Source organism: Paracandidimonas soli, assembly GCF_004342005.1.
Lineage (GTDB): Bacteria > Pseudomonadota > Gammaproteobacteria > Burkholderiales > Burkholderiaceae_B > Paracandidimonas > Paracandidimonas soli.
This window is the reverse complement of sequence record NZ_SMBX01000004.1, coordinates 81961-102766: the sequence shown is the minus strand read 5'-3', so window position 1 is coordinate 102766 and position 20806 is coordinate 81961. Positions and strand designations below refer to the sequence as shown.

Sequence of the window (20806 nt, the reverse complement as noted above, 5' to 3'; positions counted from 1 at the left end):
AAGACAATGTCATCCATCGCAGCCAGACTCTATGAATCCGCAACACCCGTGCAAGTCGCCTTTCTCGGGCTGGGCGTCATGGGTTTCCCCATGGCCGGCCATCTGGCCAAGGCGGGCCACCAGGTAACGGTCTACAACCGCACCTTTTCCAAGGCGGAAGCCTGGGCCGCCGAATTCGGAGGCAAGGCCGCGCGCACGCCGCGCGAAGCCGCGCAGGGCGCGCAAGTCGTATTCAGCTGCGTGGGCAACGACGATGACCTGCGCAGCGTCGTCCTGGGAGACGACGGCGCCCTGGCCGGCATGAAATCCGGCGCCATCTTCGTCGACCACACCACGGCATCGGCCGAAGTCGCGCGCGAACTGTATGCCATCGCCAAGGAAAAGGGCATCGGCTTCGTCGACGGGCCCGTCTCCGGCGGCCAGGCCGGCGCCGTCAATGGCAAGCTGACCATCATGTGCGGCGGCGAATCCGCCCAGTTCGACGCCGTCAAGGATCTCTGCATGAACTACGCGCAGGCCGTCACGCTGCTGGGCGAACCCGGCGCCGGCCAACTGTGCAAGATGGTCAACCAGATCTGCATCGCCGGCCTGGTCCAGGCCCTGTCCGAAGGCATCGCATTCGGACAGGCGGCCGGCCTGGACATGAAGAAAGTGCTGGAAGTCATCAGCAAGGGCGCGGCGCAAAGCTGGCAAATGGAAAACCGCGGCGCCACCATGGTGGAAGGCAAGTTCGAGTTCGGTTTCGCCGTGGACTGGATGCGCAAGGACCTGGGGCTGGTCCTGGACGAAGCCAGGCGCAACGGCGCTCGCACCCCCGTAACCGCGCTGGTGGACCAATTCTATGGCGACGTGCAGAAAGCCGGCGGCAACCGCTGGGACACCTCCAGCCTGATCACGCGCCTGACGGACTAGGCTTTTACTTCACGCGCGGCATCTGCAGCACCGCGCACAGGCCCGTCCCGCCATCCGGCGACGGGTCGCCGTCCTGCAGCAGGATGGTGCCGCCATTGCGTTCGGCGTAGGCCAGCGCAATGGCGAGGCCCAGGCCCGATCCCCCGCCTCCGCCCGGCTCGCACTTGCGGGCCTGTCTTCCCCGGTCGAACCTGACGAACACGCTGTCGCGCAGCGCGGGATCCAGCCCCACGCCGTTGTCGCATACACTGACCCATGCGGTGCGGGCATCGCACCCTGCTGACACCGTGATTTCGCGGCCTTCTCCGGCATGATTGATGGCGTTGTGGATCAGATTCCCGAGCGCCTCGTGCAGCTCGACGTCGCTGCCCATCACCCATATGCCGTCCGGCATGTCTTCGTCCCGATCCGAGGCGTCCTCGTTCCAGTCCACCCATCCCAGGTCCTGCTGCTTTTCGCGCGCCAGCGGCAGATAGCGCAGCACCAGGCTGCGCGCCATCTGGTTCAGATCGATGCGCGTCCTGTCGGTCTTCTCGTCGCGGCTGGCGTGCGCCAGCGACAGCAACTGCTCCGTCAGGCGCGAGGTCTGCCCCAATTGCTGGATGATTGCGCCCAGGGTTTCGCGCATACGGTTGATGTCGGGTTCGCGCCGCGCATACTGCGCCTGCGTGCGCATGATAGCCAGCGGCGTGCGCAACTGATGCGAGGCATCCGCCAGGAACTGCGCCTGGCGCTCCAGCACGCTGCGGTACAGATCGATGTGGTGGTTCACCGCCTTGACCAGCGGCATGACCTCCTTGGGCACCTGCGTGGCGTCCAGCGGCTGCAGGTTATCGATCTTGCGCCGCCTGACCTCGCGCTGCAATGTGGACAGCGGCCGCAACGCCAGCAGGACGCTCACCCATACCAGGATGATGACCAGCGCAAGCATGCGTCCATCGCGCACCAGCCCCGCGTGCCAGGCCTCCTGCTGCGTGCGCTCGCGCATGCCTATGCTCTCACCCACGATCACCATGATCTGGCGATGTACGCCGTTGTAGTGCAGCTCCCGCCAGACCGCCGCCATGCGCACGGAGTCGCTGCGGTATTCGGCATTGTAGAAAACAGGCTCGCCTTCGACCTCGGCCAGCCTGTGCGGGCGCGGCAGGCCGTGCATGCCGATCAGCGCCCTTCCCTCCAGCAGCACGGCATTGGCGCCGGACAGGTTCAGCGCCCTCGGAGTAATTTCCTCTACGCGGAAATACTTGCGGTTGCCCGCGCCCGATTCGAGCATCACCTGCGCATAGAAGGGCGGATCCAGCCTGAGCGTGCCGTCATCGTTGAACTCCACGCTGGTCTCCAGTACCTTGGCAGGCTCCAGCAAGGCATTGTCGTACACGCGCATCGTGATGCGGCGCAAATCCTGGTAGTCGTTCCACCCATCGATCAGCAACAGCGTGACCGTGCCTGGAATCAGCAGGATCAGCAGCCAGAAACGGATGCTGCCCCTGGCTAGGTTCGCCGGCTGCCTCATGAACGATCAGTCTCCCTGGGCCGTGGCGCTTTCCAGCATATAGCCCAGGCCGCGCACCGTGACGATGTGCACGTCGCTGCCCGCCAGCTTCTTGCGCACGCGATGCAGCACCACCTCGATGGCCTCCGGACTGGCCTCGCTGTCGTGCTCGAAGACGCGATTGAACAGCTTGGCCTTTTCCACCGGCACGCCGGCCCGCGACGCCAGCACCGCCAGCAAGGCGTGCTCGCGCGGAGTCAGGTGCAAAACGGCCCCCTGCAACTGGAACACGCGGCTTTCACTGTCGTACTCCAGCGAGCCGCATTGGATATTGCTGCTTTGCCGCCCGCGGCTGCGCCGCACCAGCGCGGCCAGCCTGGCTTCCAGCTCTTCGAGCGCGAACGGCTTGGACAGGAAGTCGTCCGCGCCGAGATTGAGCCCGCGCACCCGGTCCTGCAAGGCGCCCTGCGCCGTCAGGATGAGCACGGGTGTGACATCGCCGCGATTGCGCATTTCGCGCAGCAGCACCAGCCCGTGCTTGTCGGGCAGGCGCAGATCCATGACCACGGCGTCGAACACCTCGTGCTCCAGCATGGCTTCGGCGGTCGCCGCGTCCGGCGCATGTTCGGGCAGGAACCCGCTTTGCGCCAGGGCGCGCTCGAGCCACGCCGCCATCTCGCGCTCGTCTTCAACCAATAGTATGCGCATGTTTTTTCGTCGCCGGGCCGCCCCCAAGACTGCCCTCCTCGGGATGAGTCTGGACACGGGACAGTCCCTGCGGACTGTCCTGTGCCTGATGAATCCGAGCGGCATGCAGGCCGCGAGGTGGGGAAGCCGAAGGCGCAGCGTGGGAGGTATTTTCCTTCGCCGTGCCGCCCTCAAGACGGTAAGCGCCCTCTTCGGAAGGGCGGCAAGCCGAAGGCGCAGCATGGGGGATATCTTTCTTGTCCAGTGCCGCAGGCTTGCGTTCGCCGTTGCCGCGCTGGCGCAGATAGCGCGTATCGCCACCGCGCCGGAACAGAATGCCGGCCAGTTCGTTCAGCGCAAGCGAGTAGACCTCGCGCTTGAAATCGATGACGGACTCCAGCGGCACCCAGTAGTGGCTCCAGCGCCAGGCATCGAATTCGGGATGCCCCGACGCACGCAGGCAGACATCGGTATCGCGGCCCACGAGCCGCAGCAGGAACCAGATCTGTTTCTGCCCCTTGTAGTGCCCGCGCGAATCACGGCGGATAAAATGACTAGGCACGTTATAACGAAGCCAGTCGCGTGTGCGCCCCAATATCCTGACATGCTCCGGCAGCAGCCCGACCTCTTCTTGCAGTTCCCTGTACATGGCCTGGACGGGGCTTTCCCCGTACTTGATGCCCCCCTGCGGAAACTGCCATGCGTGCTCCCGTATCCGTTTTCCCCAGAAAACTTCGTTTTTCTGGTTTACGAGGATAATGCCGACATTGGGACGATAGCCTTCGCGGTCCAACATAGGCCACTCCCAAAACAATACAATTAGCACTGATTATACGTATCTGCCGGAATCCCTACCATGCATGCTAGCAAGTTTCACATCAACACCCTGAAAGAAGCGCCCTCCGAAGCCGAAGTCGCCAGCCACCAGCTCATGACCCGCGCGGGCATGATCCGCAAGGCGGCCGGCGGCATCTACACCTACATGCCATTGGCGCTGCGCGTGCTGCGCAAGATCGAAACTGTCGTGCGCGAAGAAATGAACCGCGCCGGCGCGCTCGAACTGCTGATGCCCGTCGTCCAGCCCGCCGAGCTTTGGGAAGAGTCCGGACGCTGGCAGGAATACGGACCCGAACTGCTGCGCATCAAGGACCGCCACAACCGCGATTTCGTGCTGCAGCCCACCTCCGAAGAGCTGGTCACGGACATCGTGCGCAACGAAATCCACAGCTGGCGCCAGCTGCCGGTCAACTTCTACCACATCCAGACCAAGTTCCGCGATGAACGCCGCCCCCGCTTCGGCCTGATGCGCGGACGCGAGTTCACCATGAAGGACGCCTATTCCTTCGACCGCGACGAAGCCTCGGCGCAGGCCAGCTACGACGCCATGTTCGCCGCCTATCACCGCATCTTCACGCGCCTGGGCCTGACCTACCGCGCCGTGGCGGCCGACACGGGCTCCATCGGCGGCTCGCGCAGCCACGAATTCCAGGTCATCGCCGACACGGGCGAAGACCTCATCGTCTACAACCCGGACTCCGACTACGCGGCCAATATCGAACTGGCCGAAGCGCCCTGCCTGCTGCCGGAACGCAAGCCCGCCGCAGCCAGCCTGGAAAAGACGCCTACGCCGCAGGCGCCCAAGTGCGAAATGGTGGCCGAACTGCTGGGCCGCCCGCTGTCCGACACGGTCAAGTCCATCGTCCTGGCCACGGACACCGACGAAGGCGCCGTCATCTGGCTGCTGCTGGTTCGCGGCGACCACGAGCTCAACGAAATCAAGGCCAGCAAGCTGCCGGGCTTCGAAAACGGCCATCGCTTCGCCACGGAAGAAGAAATCCTGGACGTCTTCGGCTGCCCTCCCGGCTACCTGGGGCCCATCGGCACACGCCGCCCGGTCCGGGTAATCGCCGACACGACGGTCGCCAATATGTCCGATTTCATCTGCGGCGCCAACGAAGAGGGCTTCCACTACACCGGCGTGAACTGGGGCCGCGACCTGCCGGAGCCGGCGGTTGCGGACCTGCGCAACGTGGTCGCGGGCGATCCCGACCCCAGGGGCGGCAGGCTCGCCATCCAGCGCGGCATCGAGGTCGGCCACGTATTCTTCCTGGGCGACAAGTATTCCAAGGCGCTGCAAGCCACTTTCCTGGAAACCGACGGCAAGCCCGCCATCCTGCAGATGGGCTGCTACGGCATCGGTATCAGCCGCATCGCGGCGGCGGCCATCGAGCAGAACCACGACGACAAGGGCATCATCTGGCCGCGCGGCATCGCCCCGTTCGAGGTGGTCATCTGCACCATGGGCTGGAACAAGAGTGAAACGGTACGCAACGAAGCTGGCAAATTGTATGAACAGCTCCAGCAGATGGGCGTCGACGTCATTCTGGACGACCGCGACATCCGCCCCGGCGTCATGTTCGCCGACTGGGAGCTGATCGGCGTGCCGCTGCGCGTCACGATCGGCGACCGCGGACTGCAGGAAGGCGTGGTCGAAATCCAGGCGCGCCGCAACGGCGTGACGCACAAGGTCGCGCTGTCCGACGCCCTGGCCCGCATCAAGGAACAGCTGGATACGCTCTAAGCGATGACCGCCACCCCGCACCGTTCGACAATGACTGACACATCCTCTGACGCCTGCGTACTCCCCGTTCGCATATATTACGAAGATACGGACGCAGGCGGCGTCGTGTATTACGCCAACTACGCCAAGTACATGGAGCGCGGCCGCACGGAATGGCTGCGCGCGCTGGGCATCGACCAGTCCGCCATGGCGGTCCGTGAAAAATGCCTGTTTGTGGTAGCCAGCCTTGCAATACAATACCGCAGGCCCGCGCGGCTGGACGACGTCATTGCCGTCAACAGCAGCGTCAGGCGCGTCGGCGCGGCTTCCATCGAATTCGCACAGTCGATCACCCGTGACGGGGAACTGCTGTGCGATGGCACCGTCAAAGTCGGTTGCGTCAATGCGGACAGCTTCCGCCCGGCGCACATTCCCCCGGAACTTCGTCTCTTACTGGAAAAGGTCTCAAGCTAAATATGCCAGCCTCAAGCGATATGTCACTGCTTTCCCTGTTGTGGCATGCAAGTATTCCCGTACAGATCGTCATGCTCATACTGGTGGTCATTTCCATCATTTCCTGGACCTACATTTTCAGCAAGCGCGCGGCGCTCAAGCGCGCAGCGGCGCAAACCCGCCAGTTCGAAAACGACTTCTGGGCCGGCGGCGACCTGAACATGCTGCAGCAATCGGTCGCCACCCGGCATGACGAGCACGGGGCCCTCGCCCGCATCTTCGATGCCGGCATGACCGAGTTCGTCAAGGCGCGACGCAACAATCTCGGCGGCGACGCCCTGCTCGACGGTCCGCGCCGCGCCATGAGCGCCGCCTACCAGCGCGAAATGGACACCCTGGAATCCAACCTCAGCTTCCTGGCGTCGGCCGGCTCGGTCAGCCCGTACATCGGCCTGCTGGGCACGGTATGGGGCATCATGCATGCGTTCATGGGCCTGTCCACCATGCAGCAGGCCACGCTGGCCTCGGTGGCTCCCGGCATCGCCGAAGCCCTGATCGCCACAGCGATCGGCCTGTTCGCGGCCATTCCGGCCGTGGTGGCGTACAACCGCTACACTACCGATATCGATCGCCTCTCGATACGCTTCGACAGCTTCATCGACGAGTTCCTCAACATCTTGCAACGCCAGGTGCGCTGATGCCGGCCGTCACTGGCAACCGCCGCCAGCGCACCCGCCGCCTGAAGAACGACATCAACGTCGTTCCCTACATCGACGTGATGCTGGTGCTGCTGGTCATCTTCATGGTCACCGCTCCCATGATCACGCCGGGCCTGATCGAGCTGCCATCGGTGGGTCGCGCCGACTCGGTGCCCGCCAAGCCCATCGAAGTCCAGATCGCGGAAGGCGGCGCGTTGTCGCTGCGCGTGCGCGACGCCGGCTCGGAGTTCCAGCCGGTGGACGACCAGCGTCTGATCGACGAGGTCCGCTCCCGCCTGACGCCGGACACTCCCGTCGTCATCGCCGCCGACGGCAAGGTGCCTTATGAAACCGTCATGCAGATCATGGACAGGCTGCGTTCCAGCGGCATCACACGCCTTGGCCTGCTGGTGGACCAGCAGAACCCCAACGACGTGCCGGCATCGCGCTGATCCGGCAATCGCAACGCCTTTTAGCGTTAACAGGCCCTAGCAAGCAATGAAGCCATTCGACCGTTCCTCTTCCCGGCAGCCCGACTCACCGCAGCAACGCGATGAGAACCGCGGCCTGGGATACTCCCTGGCGCTGCATGCAGCCCTGGTGATCGCGCTGCTGATCGGCTTCATGACGGCGCCGGAAAAGTCGGATACGCCTTTCCAGGTCGAACTATGGATGGACGGCGACTCGCCGGACGCGGGCCAGCCCGAAGACCCCGTTGCGGACCCCGAGCCTGCCGAGGCCGAGCCCGAAGCTCAGCCCGAACCCGAACCGCAGCCGGAAGAGCCCGCCCCCGAGCCTGAACCGCAACCCGAGCCGGAACCCCAGCCCGAGCCCACGCCTGCGCCGCCGCCCCAGCCGGAGCCGGAACCCGAGCCCGATCCCGAGATCGCTCTGGAAGAAGCGCGCAAGGAACGTGAACGGCAGGAACAGGAGCGCAAGGCGCAGGAAGAGGCTCGCCGCAAGGAACAGGAAGCCCGCGAGGCCGAGGAGCGCAAGCAGGCCGAAGAACAAGCCCGCCTGGCAGCCGAGAAGAAGGCGAAGGAAGAAGCCGAACGCAAGAAGGCCGAAGAGGAAAAGGCGCGCAAGGAAGCCGAACGCAAAAAAGCGGAAGAAGAGAAAGCCCGCAAGGAAGCCGAGGCCAAGCGCCTGGCCGCGGAAAAGGCGGAAGCCGAACGCAAGGAACGCGAAGCCAAAGCGGCGGCCGAGAAGAAGGCCGCTGCCGAAAAAGCCGCTGCGGAAAAGGCTGCCGCTGAAAAAGCAGCCGCCGAGAAGGCCGCTGCGGAGAAGAAGGCGAAGGAAGCAGCCGCGGCCAAGGCCGCCGCCGAGAAGAAAGCCAGGGAAGAGGCCCTGCGCAACGCCATGCGCGGCGACGCGCTCGGCGCAGCGGGCCTGCCCGGCGGCACGGCGGACCGCAACCAGCGCGCCGGCGGCGGAGACCACGGCTATGCGGCGCAGGTACGCGCCTGCATCCAGCCGCGCGTCATCTATAACGTGCCGCCCCGCTCCGGCCGCAGCAACCCGACAGTACAATATCGGGCAAACCTGAATTCCAGCGGCCAAGTCGTCAGCGCGCAAGTCCAGCGTTCATCCGGCAACGCGCGCTTCGACGAAGCCGTCATCAAGGGAATCCAGAGTTGCTCTCCATTCCCGAAACCACCGTCCGGCAAATATCCCTCCTACATTGACGGTGACTACCGCATGTATGACTGACAGGAGACCATACCCATGAATGCTATCCAGATTCCCGGCAGGCCGCTGCCACAGATTTTCCGGAAATGGTGCCTGTCCCTGCTGGCGCTGGCCGCCGGCCTGCTCGTCTCGCAGGCCGCCACGGCTCAGCTGCGGGTGGACATTTCCGGTGTCGGCGCAACGCAATACCCGATCGCCATCGCCGACTTTGCGCAAGACCCCCAAGGACAGACCGTTGCCGACATCATTCGCGCCGACCTGACCCGCTCCGGCCAGTTCCGCCTGGTCAGCGCGGCGGGCGCCAACATCGGCGTGGACAGCCAGGTATCGCCCGAAGACTGGAATACGCGCGGCGCCGACTACCTCGCCTTCGGGACCGTCACCCAGGCCGCAGGGCAATACCAGATCCGCTACCGCCTGCTGGACACCGTCCGCAAGACGGAACTCGACAGCGTGACATTCGCCGGCACGGAGAAGGAACTGCGCCGCATTTCGCACCGGATCGCCGACCGCATCTATGAAAAGATCACGGGAATCCGCGGCGTATTCTCCACCCGCATCGCCTACGTGTTGCAAACCGGCAACACGTACGAGCTCCAGATCGCCGATGCCGACGGCCAGAATCCGCAGGTCATGCTGCGCTCGAAGCACTCCATCATTTCGCCCACATGGTCGCCCGACGGCTCCCGCCTGGCCTACGTCAGCTTCGAAAGCGGCAAGCCCGTCATCTATGTGCAGACCCTGTCCTCGGGCCAGCGCACGACCCTGGCCAACTTCAAGGGCAACAACAGCGCCCCCGCATGGTCGCCGGACGGCCAGCAGGCCGCCATCGTGCTCTCTCGCGACAGTATCTCCCAGATCTACCTCATCAACGCCGACGGCTCCGGCCTGCGCCGCGTGATGCGCTCGCCTCTGATCGACACAGAGCCCACCTTCACGCCTGACGGCGGCTCCCTGATATTCACCAGCGATCGCGGCGGCAGTCCTCAGATCTATCGCGTACCCGTTTCGGGCGGAGATGCGCAGCGCGTCACATTCAACGGCAGTTACAATATCTCGCCCGATATTTCACCCGATGCAAACAACCTGGTGTACGTTACAAGAAGAGATGGCGCATACCGGATTGCCGTGCAGAACATGTCCGGAGGCTCCGAGCAGTTGCTGACAGCGGGCCCCGACGACCAGTCTCCAAGTTTCGCGCCAAACGGTATGCAAATCCTGTACAGTTCCGTGCAAGGCGGACGCAGCGTATTGGCAGTCACCTCCGTCGATGGACGTGTACGCCAGACCCTGTCGGCCTTGAACGGACAAGTCAGGGAACCCGTATGGGGCCCCTTCACCAATTAACAACCACGTGTGACTCTTTCTCAAAGGAAACAAACACATGAGCTCGCGCATTGCAAAAAGCATCACCATCACAGCCCTGGCAGCAGCACTGGCTGCGTGCAGCTCCGTACCTCTGGATGAATCCGCATCCGGCTCCGGCATGGGCGGCAGCGGTTCGGGTTCCGCCACGACCGGCCAGATCATGGATCCGTTCAATCCGCAAAGCCCCCTGGCCCAGCAGAACTCGGTCTACTTCGACTTCGACAGCTACACCATTCCCGAGCAGTATCGCAGCGTAGTGGAAATGCACTCCACCTACCTGCGCGGCAATGGCCAGCAGAATGTCCGCATCGAAGGCCACGCCGACGCGCGCGGCGGTTCGGAATACAACCTGGCCCTGGGCCAGCGCCGCTCCGACGCCGTAGCGCGCACCATGACGCTGCTCGGTGTCAACGCCAACCAGATCGAGGCCATCAGCTTCGGCAAGGAGCGCCCCCGCGCCCAAGGCAACACCGAAGCCGACTATGCTGAAAACCGCCGCGCAGACATTGTCTACCAGCGCTAATTCCACAGCCGGTTTGCGGTAACATAAACGCCGTGGCGGCCAGAACGCCGCGGCGTTTTTTCTGTCGCCGGGCCGCCCCTAGACAAAAAGCCCCCCTTGGGGGGGCAGCAAGCCGAAGGCGCAGCGCGGGGGCTTTTTTTTGCCGCCGGGCCGCCCCATTGCAATAAATTTGGACGGACATGACATGACGTTTTCCCCTTACGCAATCCGCACGATAGGCGCCAGCCTGCTCCTGGGCGCCATGTCGCTGGCCCCCGCCCACGCCTTCTCCGACGACGAAGCCCGGAAGGCTATCCTCGAATTACGCCAGCAAGTCAGGCAAATGTCCGAGCAGACCCTGCAGGCCCGCATGCAGCTTGCCGACCGCATCGAAATCCTGCAGCAGGAAGTCGCCAGCCTGCGCGGACAGGTGGAGCAGTTGAAGTGGCAGGCGGAGCAAAGCGCGGCCCAGCAGAGCGACACGCCCACGGCGCAGTCCAACGATCCGATCGAGCAGGCCTCCTACGACTCCGCCATGGAACTGTTCCGCAACGGCCAGTACGCCGATGCCGCCACAGGATTCGCCGACTTCCTGAATGCCTATCCCGCCAGCTCCCTGGCCACCGAAGCGCAGTTCTACCGCGGCAGCAGCCTGTACGCCACCAAGAATTTCAAGGAATCCATCTCGACCCTGCAGTCGCTGGTGAAGGCCGCTCCCAATGATCCTCGCGCTCCGGACGCCCTGCTGGTCGTCGCCGCCAGCCAGATCGAGCTGAACTCCATGAATGGGGCGCGCACCACACTGCAACAGATCGTAAAGGACTATCCGCAAAGCAACGCGGCGGAAACAGCGAAATCACGCCTGAAGCTGCTGCAGTAAGCCTCGGCTCCATTCCCAGCCAATCGTAAAAACGCGCAATCCGGCGCGTTTTTTTACTACTGCCCGCAGACCGGCAAATGCCGGGATTCCATTCGTTCGCCGTCCATCCTACAGCGCCGTGCGGCGCACGACAGCATCCTCGCGCTGTTTCAGGCCAGGCGCCAGCGCGGTGCCCAGACCCGGAGCAACGGGCAATTCGAGATAGCCCTGATTCAGTACCGGCAGCTCGGTCACCAGATCGCGATAGAACGTCGCCAGGAAAGCGCGCACCACTTCCTGGAAAATGGCATTGGGAGCGCTGAACGCCAGATGCAGGGACGCCATCAGCACCACAGGCCCCGTGCAGTCGTGCGGCGCCACCGGCTTCTGATAGGCGTCGGCCAATGCCGCGATCTTGCGCGCTTCGGTAATGCCTCCGCACCAGGACAGATCCAGCATGACGATATCCAGCGCGTCGGCGGCAAGCAGATCCCGGAACGCTCCCTGCGTCGCCAGGGTCTCGCTGCCACACACGGGAATACCGGCATGGCGGCGGTAATCGGCCAGCGCCTGCGGACTGTCCATCTTGATGGGATCTTCCGCCCAGAACGGGCGATACTGCCGCAGCTCGCGAGCGATGGCGATAGCCGACGTCGTATTCCACATGGAATGGAATTCGCACATCACCTCCATCCTGTCCCCAACCGCCAGGCGAATCTTCTCGAACACCTCCAGGCCCTGGCGCATCTGCTGCGCACTGACGAACTGGCCGTCGGAGGCGCCGGCCGCGCCGTCGAACGGCCATACTTTCATGGCTGTGAAGCCCTCTTCGAGCAGACTCAGGGCCAGCTCGTCGGGACGCTCGATGAATGCGATCTGGTCGTCGTACTTACCCCGCGTCTGGTGGGCCCCCTTCTCGATCAGGCGCCGCTGGATCTTCTGGCTGTTGTAGTCGTAGCCCGCGCAAGTATTGTAGGTGCGCATGCGATCGTGGCACTTGCCTCCCAGCATCTGGTAGACGGGCTTGCCGTTCGCCTTGCCGAAAAGATCCCATAGCGCAATATCGATTGCCGATGCGGCGCGCGTTTCCACACCGCTGCCGTTGAATCCCAGGTAGCCGCGCAGCAGCTGGCGCTGCAGGCGCGAAATGTCCGAAGGATCCTGCCCCAGCAGCATGGGCGCCGCCATGCTGTGGACATAGGTTTCCACCGCCTGGGCGCCACGAAAGGTTTCCCCCAGTCCGAACAGGCCTTCGTCGGTATGAAGCTCCACCCACAACAGGTTGGGGAAAGCCTCGACCCTGATTGTTTCTACAGCTGTGATGCGCATGTCGGCTCCTACTCCGCGCTGATCTTCTGGGACGCGATGAGATCGGCCCATTTTTCGTATTCGCTCCTGATATGCGCCTTCAGCACGCCTGCGTCGCCGCTGGCCGGCGTAATGCCGGCCTTGAGCAAGGTCTCGCGCACCTCGGGCTTGCTCAGGCCGCGGTTCACCGCATCATTGAGTCGATTGATGACGGACTCCGGCGTGCCAGCTGGCGCGCCGATGCCGTACCAGGGCTCGATCACGAATCCCTTGAAGCCCAGTTCTTCCATGGTGGGAACATCGGGCAGGTTTTCGGATCGGGTCTTGCCGGTGACCGCCAGCGCGCGCACCTTGCCCGCCTGGATATGAGGAAGAATGGAAGGCTCGTTATCGAAGAACACCTGGATGCTGCCGCCGATCAAGTCCGTAATGGCAGGTCCCGACCCCTTGTACGGCACGTGCAGGATATCGGCGCCCGACACCTTCTTGAGCATTTCCCCCGCCAGATGGTTCGAAGCGCCGACGCCGGAAGAACCGTAATTCAGAGGATGCTTCCCGGCCTGCTCCAGCAGCTCCGCCACCGATGTGATGCCCGTTTCCAGATTGACCGTCAGCACATTGATGGACGAACCCACCAGGGCGACCGGCGCGATATCCTTGAACAAGTCATATCCCGGGTTGGCATACAGGCTTGCATTGACCGCGCAATTGCCGATGCTGCACAGCAGGATGGTATAACCGTCCGGAGCTGAGCGCACCGCCGCCACCGTACCGATATTGCCTGTGGCGCCTGGGCGGTTTTCCACCACGATGGACTGCCCCAGCTCCTGGGAAGCTGCATTGGCCACCAGCCGGGTCACGAAATCTCCGCCTCCGCCGGGCGGCACGGGCGCGATAATGCGCACCGGCTTCCGGGGATAGCTGTCATCGCTCCATGCCGCCGACAGTGGCGCGAGCGCAGCGGCGGCCGACAACAGACCCGCCAGCATTGTTTTCTTCATGCCTCTTCCTTTTTTCAAGATTCAGGACGCCTGATACCACCCGCACTCGCAGGCCCCGGCGCAGGAAACGGAAGAATCCGCATCCTGTTTTTAATTATATGATGAATATATGATTAAAAACAATCTTGTCGGGAGGCATGGAGACATGCATGCGCCTCCCGGCGGGTATACTGCGCCGCACAGCACGAAATGGCGCCGGCACCCGAAGCCTGTTACCCTCTCCTCTCCGGGCACACACCACAGACAATGAAGAAGCCGCCACTGAAAAACTTCCATGCGCAGATCATGGACTCCCTGGGATCCGACATCGTCACGGGCGTTCTTGCCCCGGGCCGGCAATTGCCTACCGAGGCGGAGCTGGCGGAAAGCTTCCAGGCCAGCCGGCTGCTCATCCGCGAAGCCATGAAAAGCCTGGCGGCGAAGGGTCTGGTATCCATACGCCCGCGCATCGGCACGCATGTGCTGCCGCGCGAGCAATGGAACCTGTTCGATCCCGCCGTTCTGTCGTGGTACGGCAAGGTTCCGCTGGATGCCAAGTTCATCGCCGACCTGCTGGAACTGAGAAGCGCCATAGAACCATTGGCCGCTCGCCTGGCGGCGACCCGGGCGGAGCCGCAAATGCTGGAAGCGCTGCGCAGCGCCTACGAGGCCATGGCCACCGCAAAAGACCAGGCAAGTTACATTGAGGCCGACCTGAAGTTCCACGGCACCGTCCTTCGGTCCTGCGGCAACCAGTTCATACAGCAATTGGAGGCCGCCCTGTCGGAAGTGCTGAAAACCAGCTTCACTGCATCCAGCCAGGCCTGGGGCCCCGACGGCAAATCACTGGCATTGCACCGCAATCTGCTGAACGCCATTGCCGGCGGCTCCTCCGGAGACGCCGAACAGGCATCGCTCGCGCTCATCGAAAGAGCCTCTGAACGGATACACAGCAGCCTGCGGCAAACCGGACACAAATGAAAACGCCCCGCCACGGCCGGATCAACAAGCCGAGTGACGGAGCGCAGTGCAATCGATGAAGCCCAGCAAATGCCTGGCCCAACGCGCAGGCGCGGAGGCTACAGCAACGCTTTGCGCAACTCCTCCGCTGACTTGGGCGACAACAGGCCCGTTCTACACCCGCTTGCCCGCCCCCAGCCCCAGGTAGCTCTCAATCACGCGCGGATTGCCTTCCAGTTCGCGCGCCGGCCCCGACAACACCACCTCGCCCGCCTCCAGCACATAGCCGTGATCGGCCACTTGGAGCGCAGCGCGCGCGTTCTGCTCCACTAGCAGGATGCCCACGCCGGTATCGCGCAGGCCGGCCACGATGCGGAAGATCTCGCGCACCACCAACGGCGCCAGACCCAGGCTGGGCTCGTCGAGCAGCAGCACACGGGGCCGGGCCATCAGCGCGCGGCCCACGGCCAGCATCTGGCGCTCGCCGCCCGAGAGCGTGCCGGCCTGCTGGTGGCGGCGTTCGGCCAGCCGGGGGAACAGGGCATAGACCCGATCCATCTCGTCGCGCCAGCCCGCCTCCCGCGCGCAGTAGCGCCGGAAGCCGCCCAGCAGCAGGTTGTCCTTCACGCTCATGCTGGCGAACAGCTCGCGCTTCTCGGGCACCAGCGACATGCCAGCGCCCACGCGCCGCGCCACGTCCCAGCCCGACACCTCGATACCACCCAGCCGCACCGACCCAGACTCTGAACCATTAACGGGCAGCGCCCCCATCAGCGCGTTAAGCAGCGTGGACTTGCCCGCGCCGTTGGCGCCGATCACGGTGACGATGCCGCCGGGCGCCAGCGTGAGGCTGGTGCTGGCCAGCGCCGGCACCTTGCCGTAGCGGGCGCTGAGCCCTTCGACCTGCAGCAGGGGTTGATTCGCCTCAGCCATGGGCCAGCTCCTCGTCCACGCCGCCCAGGTAGGCTTCCAGCACCACCGGGCTGGACTGTATCTCGACTGGCGGCCCCTCGGCCAGCTTGGTGCCGAAATCCATCACCACCAGGTGATTGGTGATCCGCATGACGAACTCCATGTCGTGTTCCACCAGCAGGATGCTCATGCCTTCGGCGCGCAACTGCGACAGCACGGCGGCCAACTCCTGCTTTTCCTTGTAGCGCAGGCCCGCCGCCGGCTCGTCGAGCAGCAGCAGAACCGGATCGGCGGCCAGGGCGCGCGCGATCTCCAGGATGCGCTGCTGGCCCAGGGCCAGGTTGCCCGCCTGCTCGTGAAGGTAGTCGCCCAGCCCCACGCGCTGCAGTTGGCGCGACGCCTCATGCAGTAGAGCGGCCTCGCGGGCACGCTCGCTGTGCAGGGCGCCGGCCACCACGCCCACGTTGCTGCGCAGGTGCGCGCCCAACGCTACGTTCTCCAGCACCGACATTCCCGGCAGCAGCTGCACGTGCTGAAAGCTGCGCCCCACCCCCAGCCTGGCGATGGCGCGCGCCGACAGGCCGCTGATTCGCTTGCCCAGGAATCGTACCTCGCCGCACGTGGCCGGCAACACACCCGTGATCAGGTTGAATGTAGTGCTCTTACCCGCGCCGTTGGGGCCGATCAGGCCCACGATCTCGCCGGCCCGCACGCGGAAACCGATGTCATTGACCGCCACCAGCCCGCCGAACTCCTTGCGGATGGCCTCCACCTCCAGCACCACCTCGCCTTCAGTAGGGCGTGGGCGCTGCGGCAACGGCGGAGCCTCTGGCGGCTCCTCGCCCCCCCGTGCCGCACGCCGCCCCGCGCGAGCGCCCGCCAGGCGCTGCACATAGGGCCAGAGACCATCGCGGGCATACTGCAGCACCACCACCAGCAGCACCCCGAAGACGATCATCTCCAAGTTGGCCGTGGTGTCGAACAGGCGCGGCACCCAGTTTTGGATCTGGTCCTTCAGCACCAGCACCACGGTCGAGCCGAGGATCGCGCCCCACACGTGGCCCGCGCCACCGATCACCGCCATGAACAGGTATTCGATGCCATAGTTCAGCCCGAAGGGGCTGGGGCTCACGGCGCGTTGCATATGGGCATAGAGCCAGCCCGAGATACCGGCCAGCAGGGCCGCATAGACGAAGATCACCACCTTATAGGAGGCCGTGTCCACGCCGAACGACTCGGCCATGCCAGCGCCGCCCTTCAGCGCGCGGATGGCTCGCCCGGGCCGGGAGTCCAGCAGGTTGCGCGTAGCCCACACCGCCGCCAGCGCCAGGCCCCAGATCAGGTAGTAGATGCCGCGCCCGCTGGCGAGCGACCAGCCGAACAACGACAGCGGCTCCACTCCGGCGATGCCGTCGTACTTGCCGAAGGCCTCCATGTTGCCGAACAGGTAGAAGAAGCTCAAGCCCCAGGCAATGGTGCTCAGCGGCAGGTAGTGCCCCGAGAGCCGCAGCGTGACGACGCCCAGCCCGTAGGCGATCACGCCCACCACCGTCAGGCACAGCGGCAGCGTGAGCCAGGGCGACCAGCCCAGCGCCGTGGTGAGATAGGCTGTGGTATAGGCGCCCATGCCCACGAAGGCGGCCTGGCCAAAGGAGGTGAGCCCGCCCACGCCGGTGAGCACCACCAGCCCGATCACCACCAGGCTGGAGAGCCCGATGTAGTTGAGCTGGGTGATCCAGAACTCAGGCGTGGCCGGGATGAGGGGCAGCAGCGCCAGCAGCGCGACGAAGGCCAGGGTGTATGCACGGTTCACGGCCTCACTCCTCATCCTCGATGTGGCGGCTCGTCAGCGAGCGCCACAGCAGTACCGGGATGATCAGCGTAAACACGATCACTTCCTTGTAGGCGCTGGCCCAGAACGAGGCGTAGGCCTCCAGCAACCCCACCAGCACCGCGCCGGCCGCGGCCACCGGATAGCTGACCAGCCCGCCGATGATGGCCCCCACGAAGCCCTTGAGGCCGATCAGGAAGCCGGTGTCGTAGTAGATGGTGGTGACGGGGGCGATCAGCATGCCTGATAGCGCGCCTATCAACGCCGCCAGTGTAAAGGTGAGGCTGCCCGACACGGACGTGCTGATCCCCACCAGTTGCGCGCCGCGCCGGTTCACTGCCGTGGCGCGCAGCGCGCGGCCATACAGTGTGCGCTCGAAGAACAGGTAGAGCGCCACGATCAGCAGCAACGCCGTGCCCACCACGAACAGACTCTGGCCAGACACCAGGGTGAAGCCCAGGTCGATGTTGCCCTCTACGAAGGGTGGCGTGCGCCAGCCCTCGGCGCCGAAGAACACCAGCGCAATGCCCATCAGCGCGAAGTGCACCGCCACCGACACGATCAGCAGCACCAGCACGGGCGCCTCGGCCAGCGGGCGATAGGCCATGCGGTAGAGCATCGGGCCCAACGGCACCACCAGCAGCAGCGTGAGCAGGATGTTCAGCACCAGCGGCGTCCCAGGCCCGGCCAGCAGGGCCGTAAGCCCGGCGGCGGCGGCCGGCAGCAACAGGTAGCCCGCAGCGGCGCGCAGCAAGGTGCCGGCGCGGCCGTTGCGGCGCGCGGAGACCAGCTCAATCAGGAAGGCGGCCAGGCCAGCCAATAGCAGCAGCCAGATCGTGCCCGGCACCTGGCCGTTCACCAACATGGCCAGCGTGAGGGCACCGAAGGCCACGAACTCGCCCTGCGGTATGAAAATGACGCGGGTTACCGCAAAGACCAGCACCAGCGCCATGCCCAGCAGGGCGTAGATGGCACCATTGACTATGCCATCCTGGGCCAGGATCAGCGCTATCGTTGCATCCATCCGGCTACTCGGTTATATGAGGAGCGGCGCGCAGGGCAGCCCTCGACGTCGGGTTGCCGCGCCAGATACCTGGCGCGGCCGGCCCCGCAGCAACAGGAGCCACAAGGCTCCGGGAATCACAGGAGTTCACCCGCAATGATGGCGCACAGGCGCCACCTGCCCAGGCGGGCCGGGATCGAATCAGGGCAGGTACACCCACTTCCCGTTCTCGATCTTCACCATCACGCGGGCGCGCTCGTCGAGCCCGGAGTGATCGGTGGCGCTCATGCTGAACACGCCATGCGAGGCCGGCACATCCTTCAGGTTCTCCAGCGCATCGCGCAGCGCCGCACGGAACTCGACCGTACCCGGCTTGGCACCAGTAGCCAGCGCGCCCGGGATCGCCGCCTGCACCAGCAGGCCAGCATCCCACAGGTGAGCACCGAAGGTGGAGGTGGAACCGGCGCCGTGGGCACCCTCGTAGCGCTCGATGTACTCCAGGCCAGCCTTCTTGACCGGGTTGCTGTCGGGCAGTTGGGCCGCTACCAGCACCGGACCGGCCGGCAGCAAGGTGCCTTCGCCATCCTTGCCCACCACGCGCAGGAAGTCGTTGTTGGCCACGCCGTGCGTCTGGTAGATAGGGCCCTTGAAACCGCGCGCGCGCAGCTCCGTCTGCGGCAGCGCCGCCGGCGTGCCGGCGCCGGCCACCAGCACGGCGTCGGGGCGCGAGGCGATCAGCTTCAGCACCTGGCCCGTCACGCTGGTGTCGGGACGCGCGTAGCTCTCGGTGGCCACAATGGAGATGCCCTTGGGCTCGGCCACCGCCTTGAACTCGGCCAGCCAGTTCTGCCCATAGGCGTCGGCGAAACCGATGAAGGCCACCTTGGCCACCTTGTTGGCCAGCATGGTGTCCACCAAGGCACCCGCCATCAGCGTATCGTTCTGCGGCGTCTTGAAGGCCCAGCGGCGCTTGTCATCTATCGGCGCCACGATGCGGGCGCTGGCCGCCACGCTGATCATCGGCACCTTCTGTTCAGCGGCTACGTCCAGCATGGCGAGCGAGGCGGGCGTCACCGTGGAGCCCAGCATCACGTCCACCTTGTCCTCGGTGACGAGCTTGCGCATGTTGCGCACGGCCTGGGTAGTATCGGTGGCATCGTCCAGCACGATGTATTCCACCTTCTGCCCGGCCACTTCCTTGGGCAGCAGGGCCACCGTGTTGCGCTCGGGAATGCCCAGCGAGGCCGCAGGGCCCGTGCTGGAGAGCGTGACGCCCACCTTGATCTGGGCTTGGCCCGCCAGCGGAACGGCCGCCAGCAAGCAGGCCGCGAACAGGCCGCGGCCCAGGTTATCGGGGTATTGCATGGTTGTCTCCTGAAAACAGCCGGACGAGAGTATAGGAGCTTGGGCTTGCCGGCCAGAGGCACGGGCGTTCCCGTACGGGAAGGTAATTATGGACACAAATCTGACGGCCAGCAACGCTGGCAAACCCTCGCGCCTCGCGGCCAGCGAGAGAATACCACGACGCCCCTGGCATCGCCAGCTTCCTGACACCGTGCGCAGACAGACGCCACAAAGGAAAACCGACGCGCAGGCGCGGAGGCTACAGCAACGCTTTGCGCAACTCCTCCGCTGACTTGGGCGACAACAGGCCCGGCGCAACGTCATAAACAGACCGCGCGCCCTTTTGCCCTTGCCGGCGCATGCGGCATGCCGCACGCGCATAAGCCACCAACACACTGGAGGTGAACTCGGGGTTGCTTTCCAGCGCCAGGGAATACTCGATGGTCTGCACCGTATTCCGGCCAGTCTTGCCGCTGCGGATCACGAAGCCGCCATGCGGCATGCCCGAGTGGTCATGCGCCAGTTCGTCCTCGGTGATGAAGGCAACAGTCGTGTCATAGTCGGCGAAATAATCCGGCATGGTGACGATGGCATTCCTGACGGCATCCGCATCGGCGCCTTCCTGCAGCACGACGAAGCAGTCGCGACGATGCTTCTCGCGTGTGGACAATACCGGCTGCGTGCCCGAACGCACCCGCTCGACGGCGGACTGCAGAGGCACGGTGTACTGGACGGCCGCCTTGACGCCGGGAATGCGGCGGATGGCGTCCGAATGCCCCTGGCTGACGCCCTTGCCCCAGAAAGTATAGGTTTCACCTTGCGGCAGGATGGCTTCGCCGAACAGACGGTTCAGTGAAAACAGGCCTGGATCCCAGCCAACGGAGATCAACGCGACATTGCCCCCTTTCGTGGCAGCGGCATCGACGGCCGCGAAGTATTCGGGGATGCGGGCATGCGTATCGAAACTGTCCACGGTCGTGAACAGCGACGCCATTTTCGGCCCCTGCTCGGGCAGGTCGCTCTTGGATCCGCCGCACAGGATCATGACATCCACCTTATCCCGGTAGTCTGCGATCACATCCAGCCCGACAACCGGAATGCCCGAATCCAACAGGGCAACCGAAGCTGGGTCGCGCCGCGTGAATACCGCTACCAGCGCCATATCGGGATTCTGCGCAATGGCGGACTCCACGCCACGCCCCAGGTTTCCATAACCCACAATTCCGATTCTGATCTTTGCTGTCATCC

At 64.6% G+C, this 20806-nt stretch carries 19 protein-coding genes and 1 pseudogene; 10 read left to right on the top strand and 10 right to left on the bottom strand.

What is annotated here, in order from left to right; translation table 11 throughout:
* Positions 1–6: 6 nt before the first annotated feature.
* Entirely contained in the window at positions 7–912 is a 906-nt protein-coding gene (locus EV686_RS09720; protein WP_132476336.1) for an NAD(P)-dependent oxidoreductase, read from the top strand.
* Positions 913–916: 4 nt separating this feature from the next.
* On the opposite strand, the gene EV686_RS09715 is transcribed toward EV686_RS09720, so the two are convergent.
* The 3 genes and pseudogenes from EV686_RS09715 to EV686_RS09705 form a co-directional block, all read right to left on the bottom strand.
* Positions 917–2425, bottom strand: coding sequence for a sensor histidine kinase (locus tag EV686_RS09715; protein WP_132476332.1), 1509 nt, complete (start codon positions 2423–2425; stop codon positions 917–919).
* Between the two features lie 6 nt (positions 2426–2431).
* Positions 2432–3112 carry a response regulator gene (locus EV686_RS09710; protein ID WP_132476329.1) on the bottom strand — a complete coding sequence of 227 codons (681 nt, stop codon included), beginning with the start codon at positions 3110–3112 and terminating at the stop codon, positions 2432–2434.
* Positions 3113–3329: 217 nt separating this feature from the next.
* A pseudogene (locus EV686_RS09705) lies at positions 3330–3887 on the bottom strand (RNA pyrophosphohydrolase); the annotation flags it as partial.
* A 60-nt stretch (positions 3888–3947) separates the two neighbouring features.
* On the opposite strand from EV686_RS09705, the gene EV686_RS09700 reads away from it, so the two are divergent.
* The 8 genes from EV686_RS09700 (at position 3948) to ybgF (ending at position 11241) form a co-directional block, all read left to right on the top strand.
* A complete protein-coding gene (locus EV686_RS09700; RefSeq protein WP_132476326.1) occupies positions 3948–5672 on the top strand; it encodes a proline--tRNA ligase in 1725 nt (574 codons plus the stop codon).
* 30 nt (positions 5673–5702) lie between these two features.
* The gene (gene ybgC / locus EV686_RS09695) at positions 5703–6125 is read left to right on the top strand and encodes a tol-pal system-associated acyl-CoA thioesterase (RefSeq protein ID WP_132476323.1); all 423 of its coding nucleotides are present in this window, start codon (positions 5703–5705) and stop codon (positions 6123–6125) included.
* A gap of 2 nt (positions 6126–6127) precedes the next feature.
* The gene (tolQ, locus tag EV686_RS09690; protein ID WP_132476320.1) at positions 6128–6802 is read left to right on the top strand and encodes a protein TolQ; all 675 of its coding nucleotides are present in this window, start codon (positions 6128–6130) and stop codon (positions 6800–6802) included.
* Entirely contained in the window at positions 6802–7254 is a 453-nt protein-coding gene (locus tag EV686_RS09685; RefSeq protein ID WP_132476317.1) for an ExbD/TolR family protein, read from the top strand. Before tolQ ends, EV686_RS09685 begins: the two co-directional genes overlap by 1 nt.
* A 46-nt stretch (positions 7255–7300) precedes the next feature.
* On the top strand, positions 7301–8512 hold the full coding sequence (gene tolA, locus EV686_RS09680) for a cell envelope integrity protein TolA (RefSeq protein ID WP_132476315.1): 1212 nt from the start codon (positions 7301–7303) through the stop codon (positions 8510–8512).
* 15 nt (positions 8513–8527) lie between these two features.
* Positions 8528–9838 (top strand): Tol-Pal system beta propeller repeat protein TolB, encoded by a 1311-nt coding sequence (gene tolB / locus EV686_RS09675; protein WP_132476313.1) that lies wholly within the window; start codon positions 8528–8530, stop codon positions 9836–9838.
* 37 nt (positions 9839–9875) lie between these two features.
* A complete protein-coding gene (gene pal, locus EV686_RS09670; protein ID WP_132476311.1) occupies positions 9876–10382 on the top strand; it encodes a peptidoglycan-associated lipoprotein Pal in 507 nt (168 codons plus the stop codon).
* 184 nt (positions 10383–10566) lie between these two features.
* A complete protein-coding gene (gene ybgF / locus EV686_RS09665; protein ID WP_132476309.1) occupies positions 10567–11241 on the top strand; it encodes a tol-pal system protein YbgF in 675 nt (224 codons plus the stop codon).
* A 108-nt stretch (positions 11242–11349) separates the two neighbouring features.
* On the opposite strand, the gene EV686_RS09660 is transcribed toward ybgF, so the two are convergent.
* Positions 11350–12549, bottom strand: a complete 1200-nt coding sequence (locus EV686_RS09660) for a mandelate racemase/muconate lactonizing enzyme family protein (RefSeq protein ID WP_132476307.1) — start codon at positions 12547–12549, stop codon at positions 11350–11352.
* An 8-nt stretch (positions 12550–12557) separates the two neighbouring features.
* Entirely contained in the window at positions 12558–13529 is a 972-nt protein-coding gene (locus tag EV686_RS09655; protein ID WP_132476305.1) for a Bug family tripartite tricarboxylate transporter substrate binding protein, read from the bottom strand.
* Positions 13530–13775: 246 nt separating this feature from the next.
* Here EV686_RS09655 and EV686_RS09650 point away from each other — a divergent pair, with 246 nt between their 5' ends.
* Positions 13776–14489, top strand: a complete 714-nt coding sequence (locus EV686_RS09650) for a FadR/GntR family transcriptional regulator (protein ID WP_243650828.1) — start codon at positions 13776–13778, stop codon at positions 14487–14489.
* 153 nt (positions 14490–14642) lie between these two features.
* On the opposite strand, the gene EV686_RS09645 is transcribed toward EV686_RS09650, so the two are convergent.
* The 5 genes from EV686_RS09645 to EV686_RS09625 form a co-directional block, all read right to left on the bottom strand.
* Positions 14643–15401, bottom strand: a complete 759-nt coding sequence (locus EV686_RS09645; protein WP_132476303.1) for an ABC transporter ATP-binding protein — start codon at positions 15399–15401, stop codon at positions 14643–14645.
* Positions 15394–17193, bottom strand: a complete 1800-nt coding sequence (locus EV686_RS09640; protein ID WP_132476301.1) for a branched-chain amino acid ABC transporter ATP-binding protein/permease — start codon at positions 17191–17193, stop codon at positions 15394–15396. Before EV686_RS09640 ends, EV686_RS09645 begins: the two co-directional genes overlap by 8 nt.
* Positions 17194–17197: 4 nt before the next feature.
* On the bottom strand, positions 17198–18235 hold the full coding sequence (locus EV686_RS09635; protein ID WP_132476299.1) for a branched-chain amino acid ABC transporter permease: 1038 nt from the start codon (positions 18233–18235) through the stop codon (positions 17198–17200).
* A 180-nt stretch (positions 18236–18415) separates the two neighbouring features.
* A complete protein-coding gene (locus EV686_RS09630) occupies positions 18416–19579 on the bottom strand; it encodes an ABC transporter substrate-binding protein (RefSeq protein WP_132476297.1) in 1164 nt (387 codons plus the stop codon).
* Between the two features lie 238 nt (positions 19580–19817).
* Positions 19818–20804, bottom strand: coding sequence for a diaminopimelate dehydrogenase (locus tag EV686_RS09625; RefSeq protein ID WP_132476295.1), 987 nt, complete (start codon positions 20802–20804; stop codon positions 19818–19820).
* Positions 20805–20806: the final 2 nt, after the last annotated feature.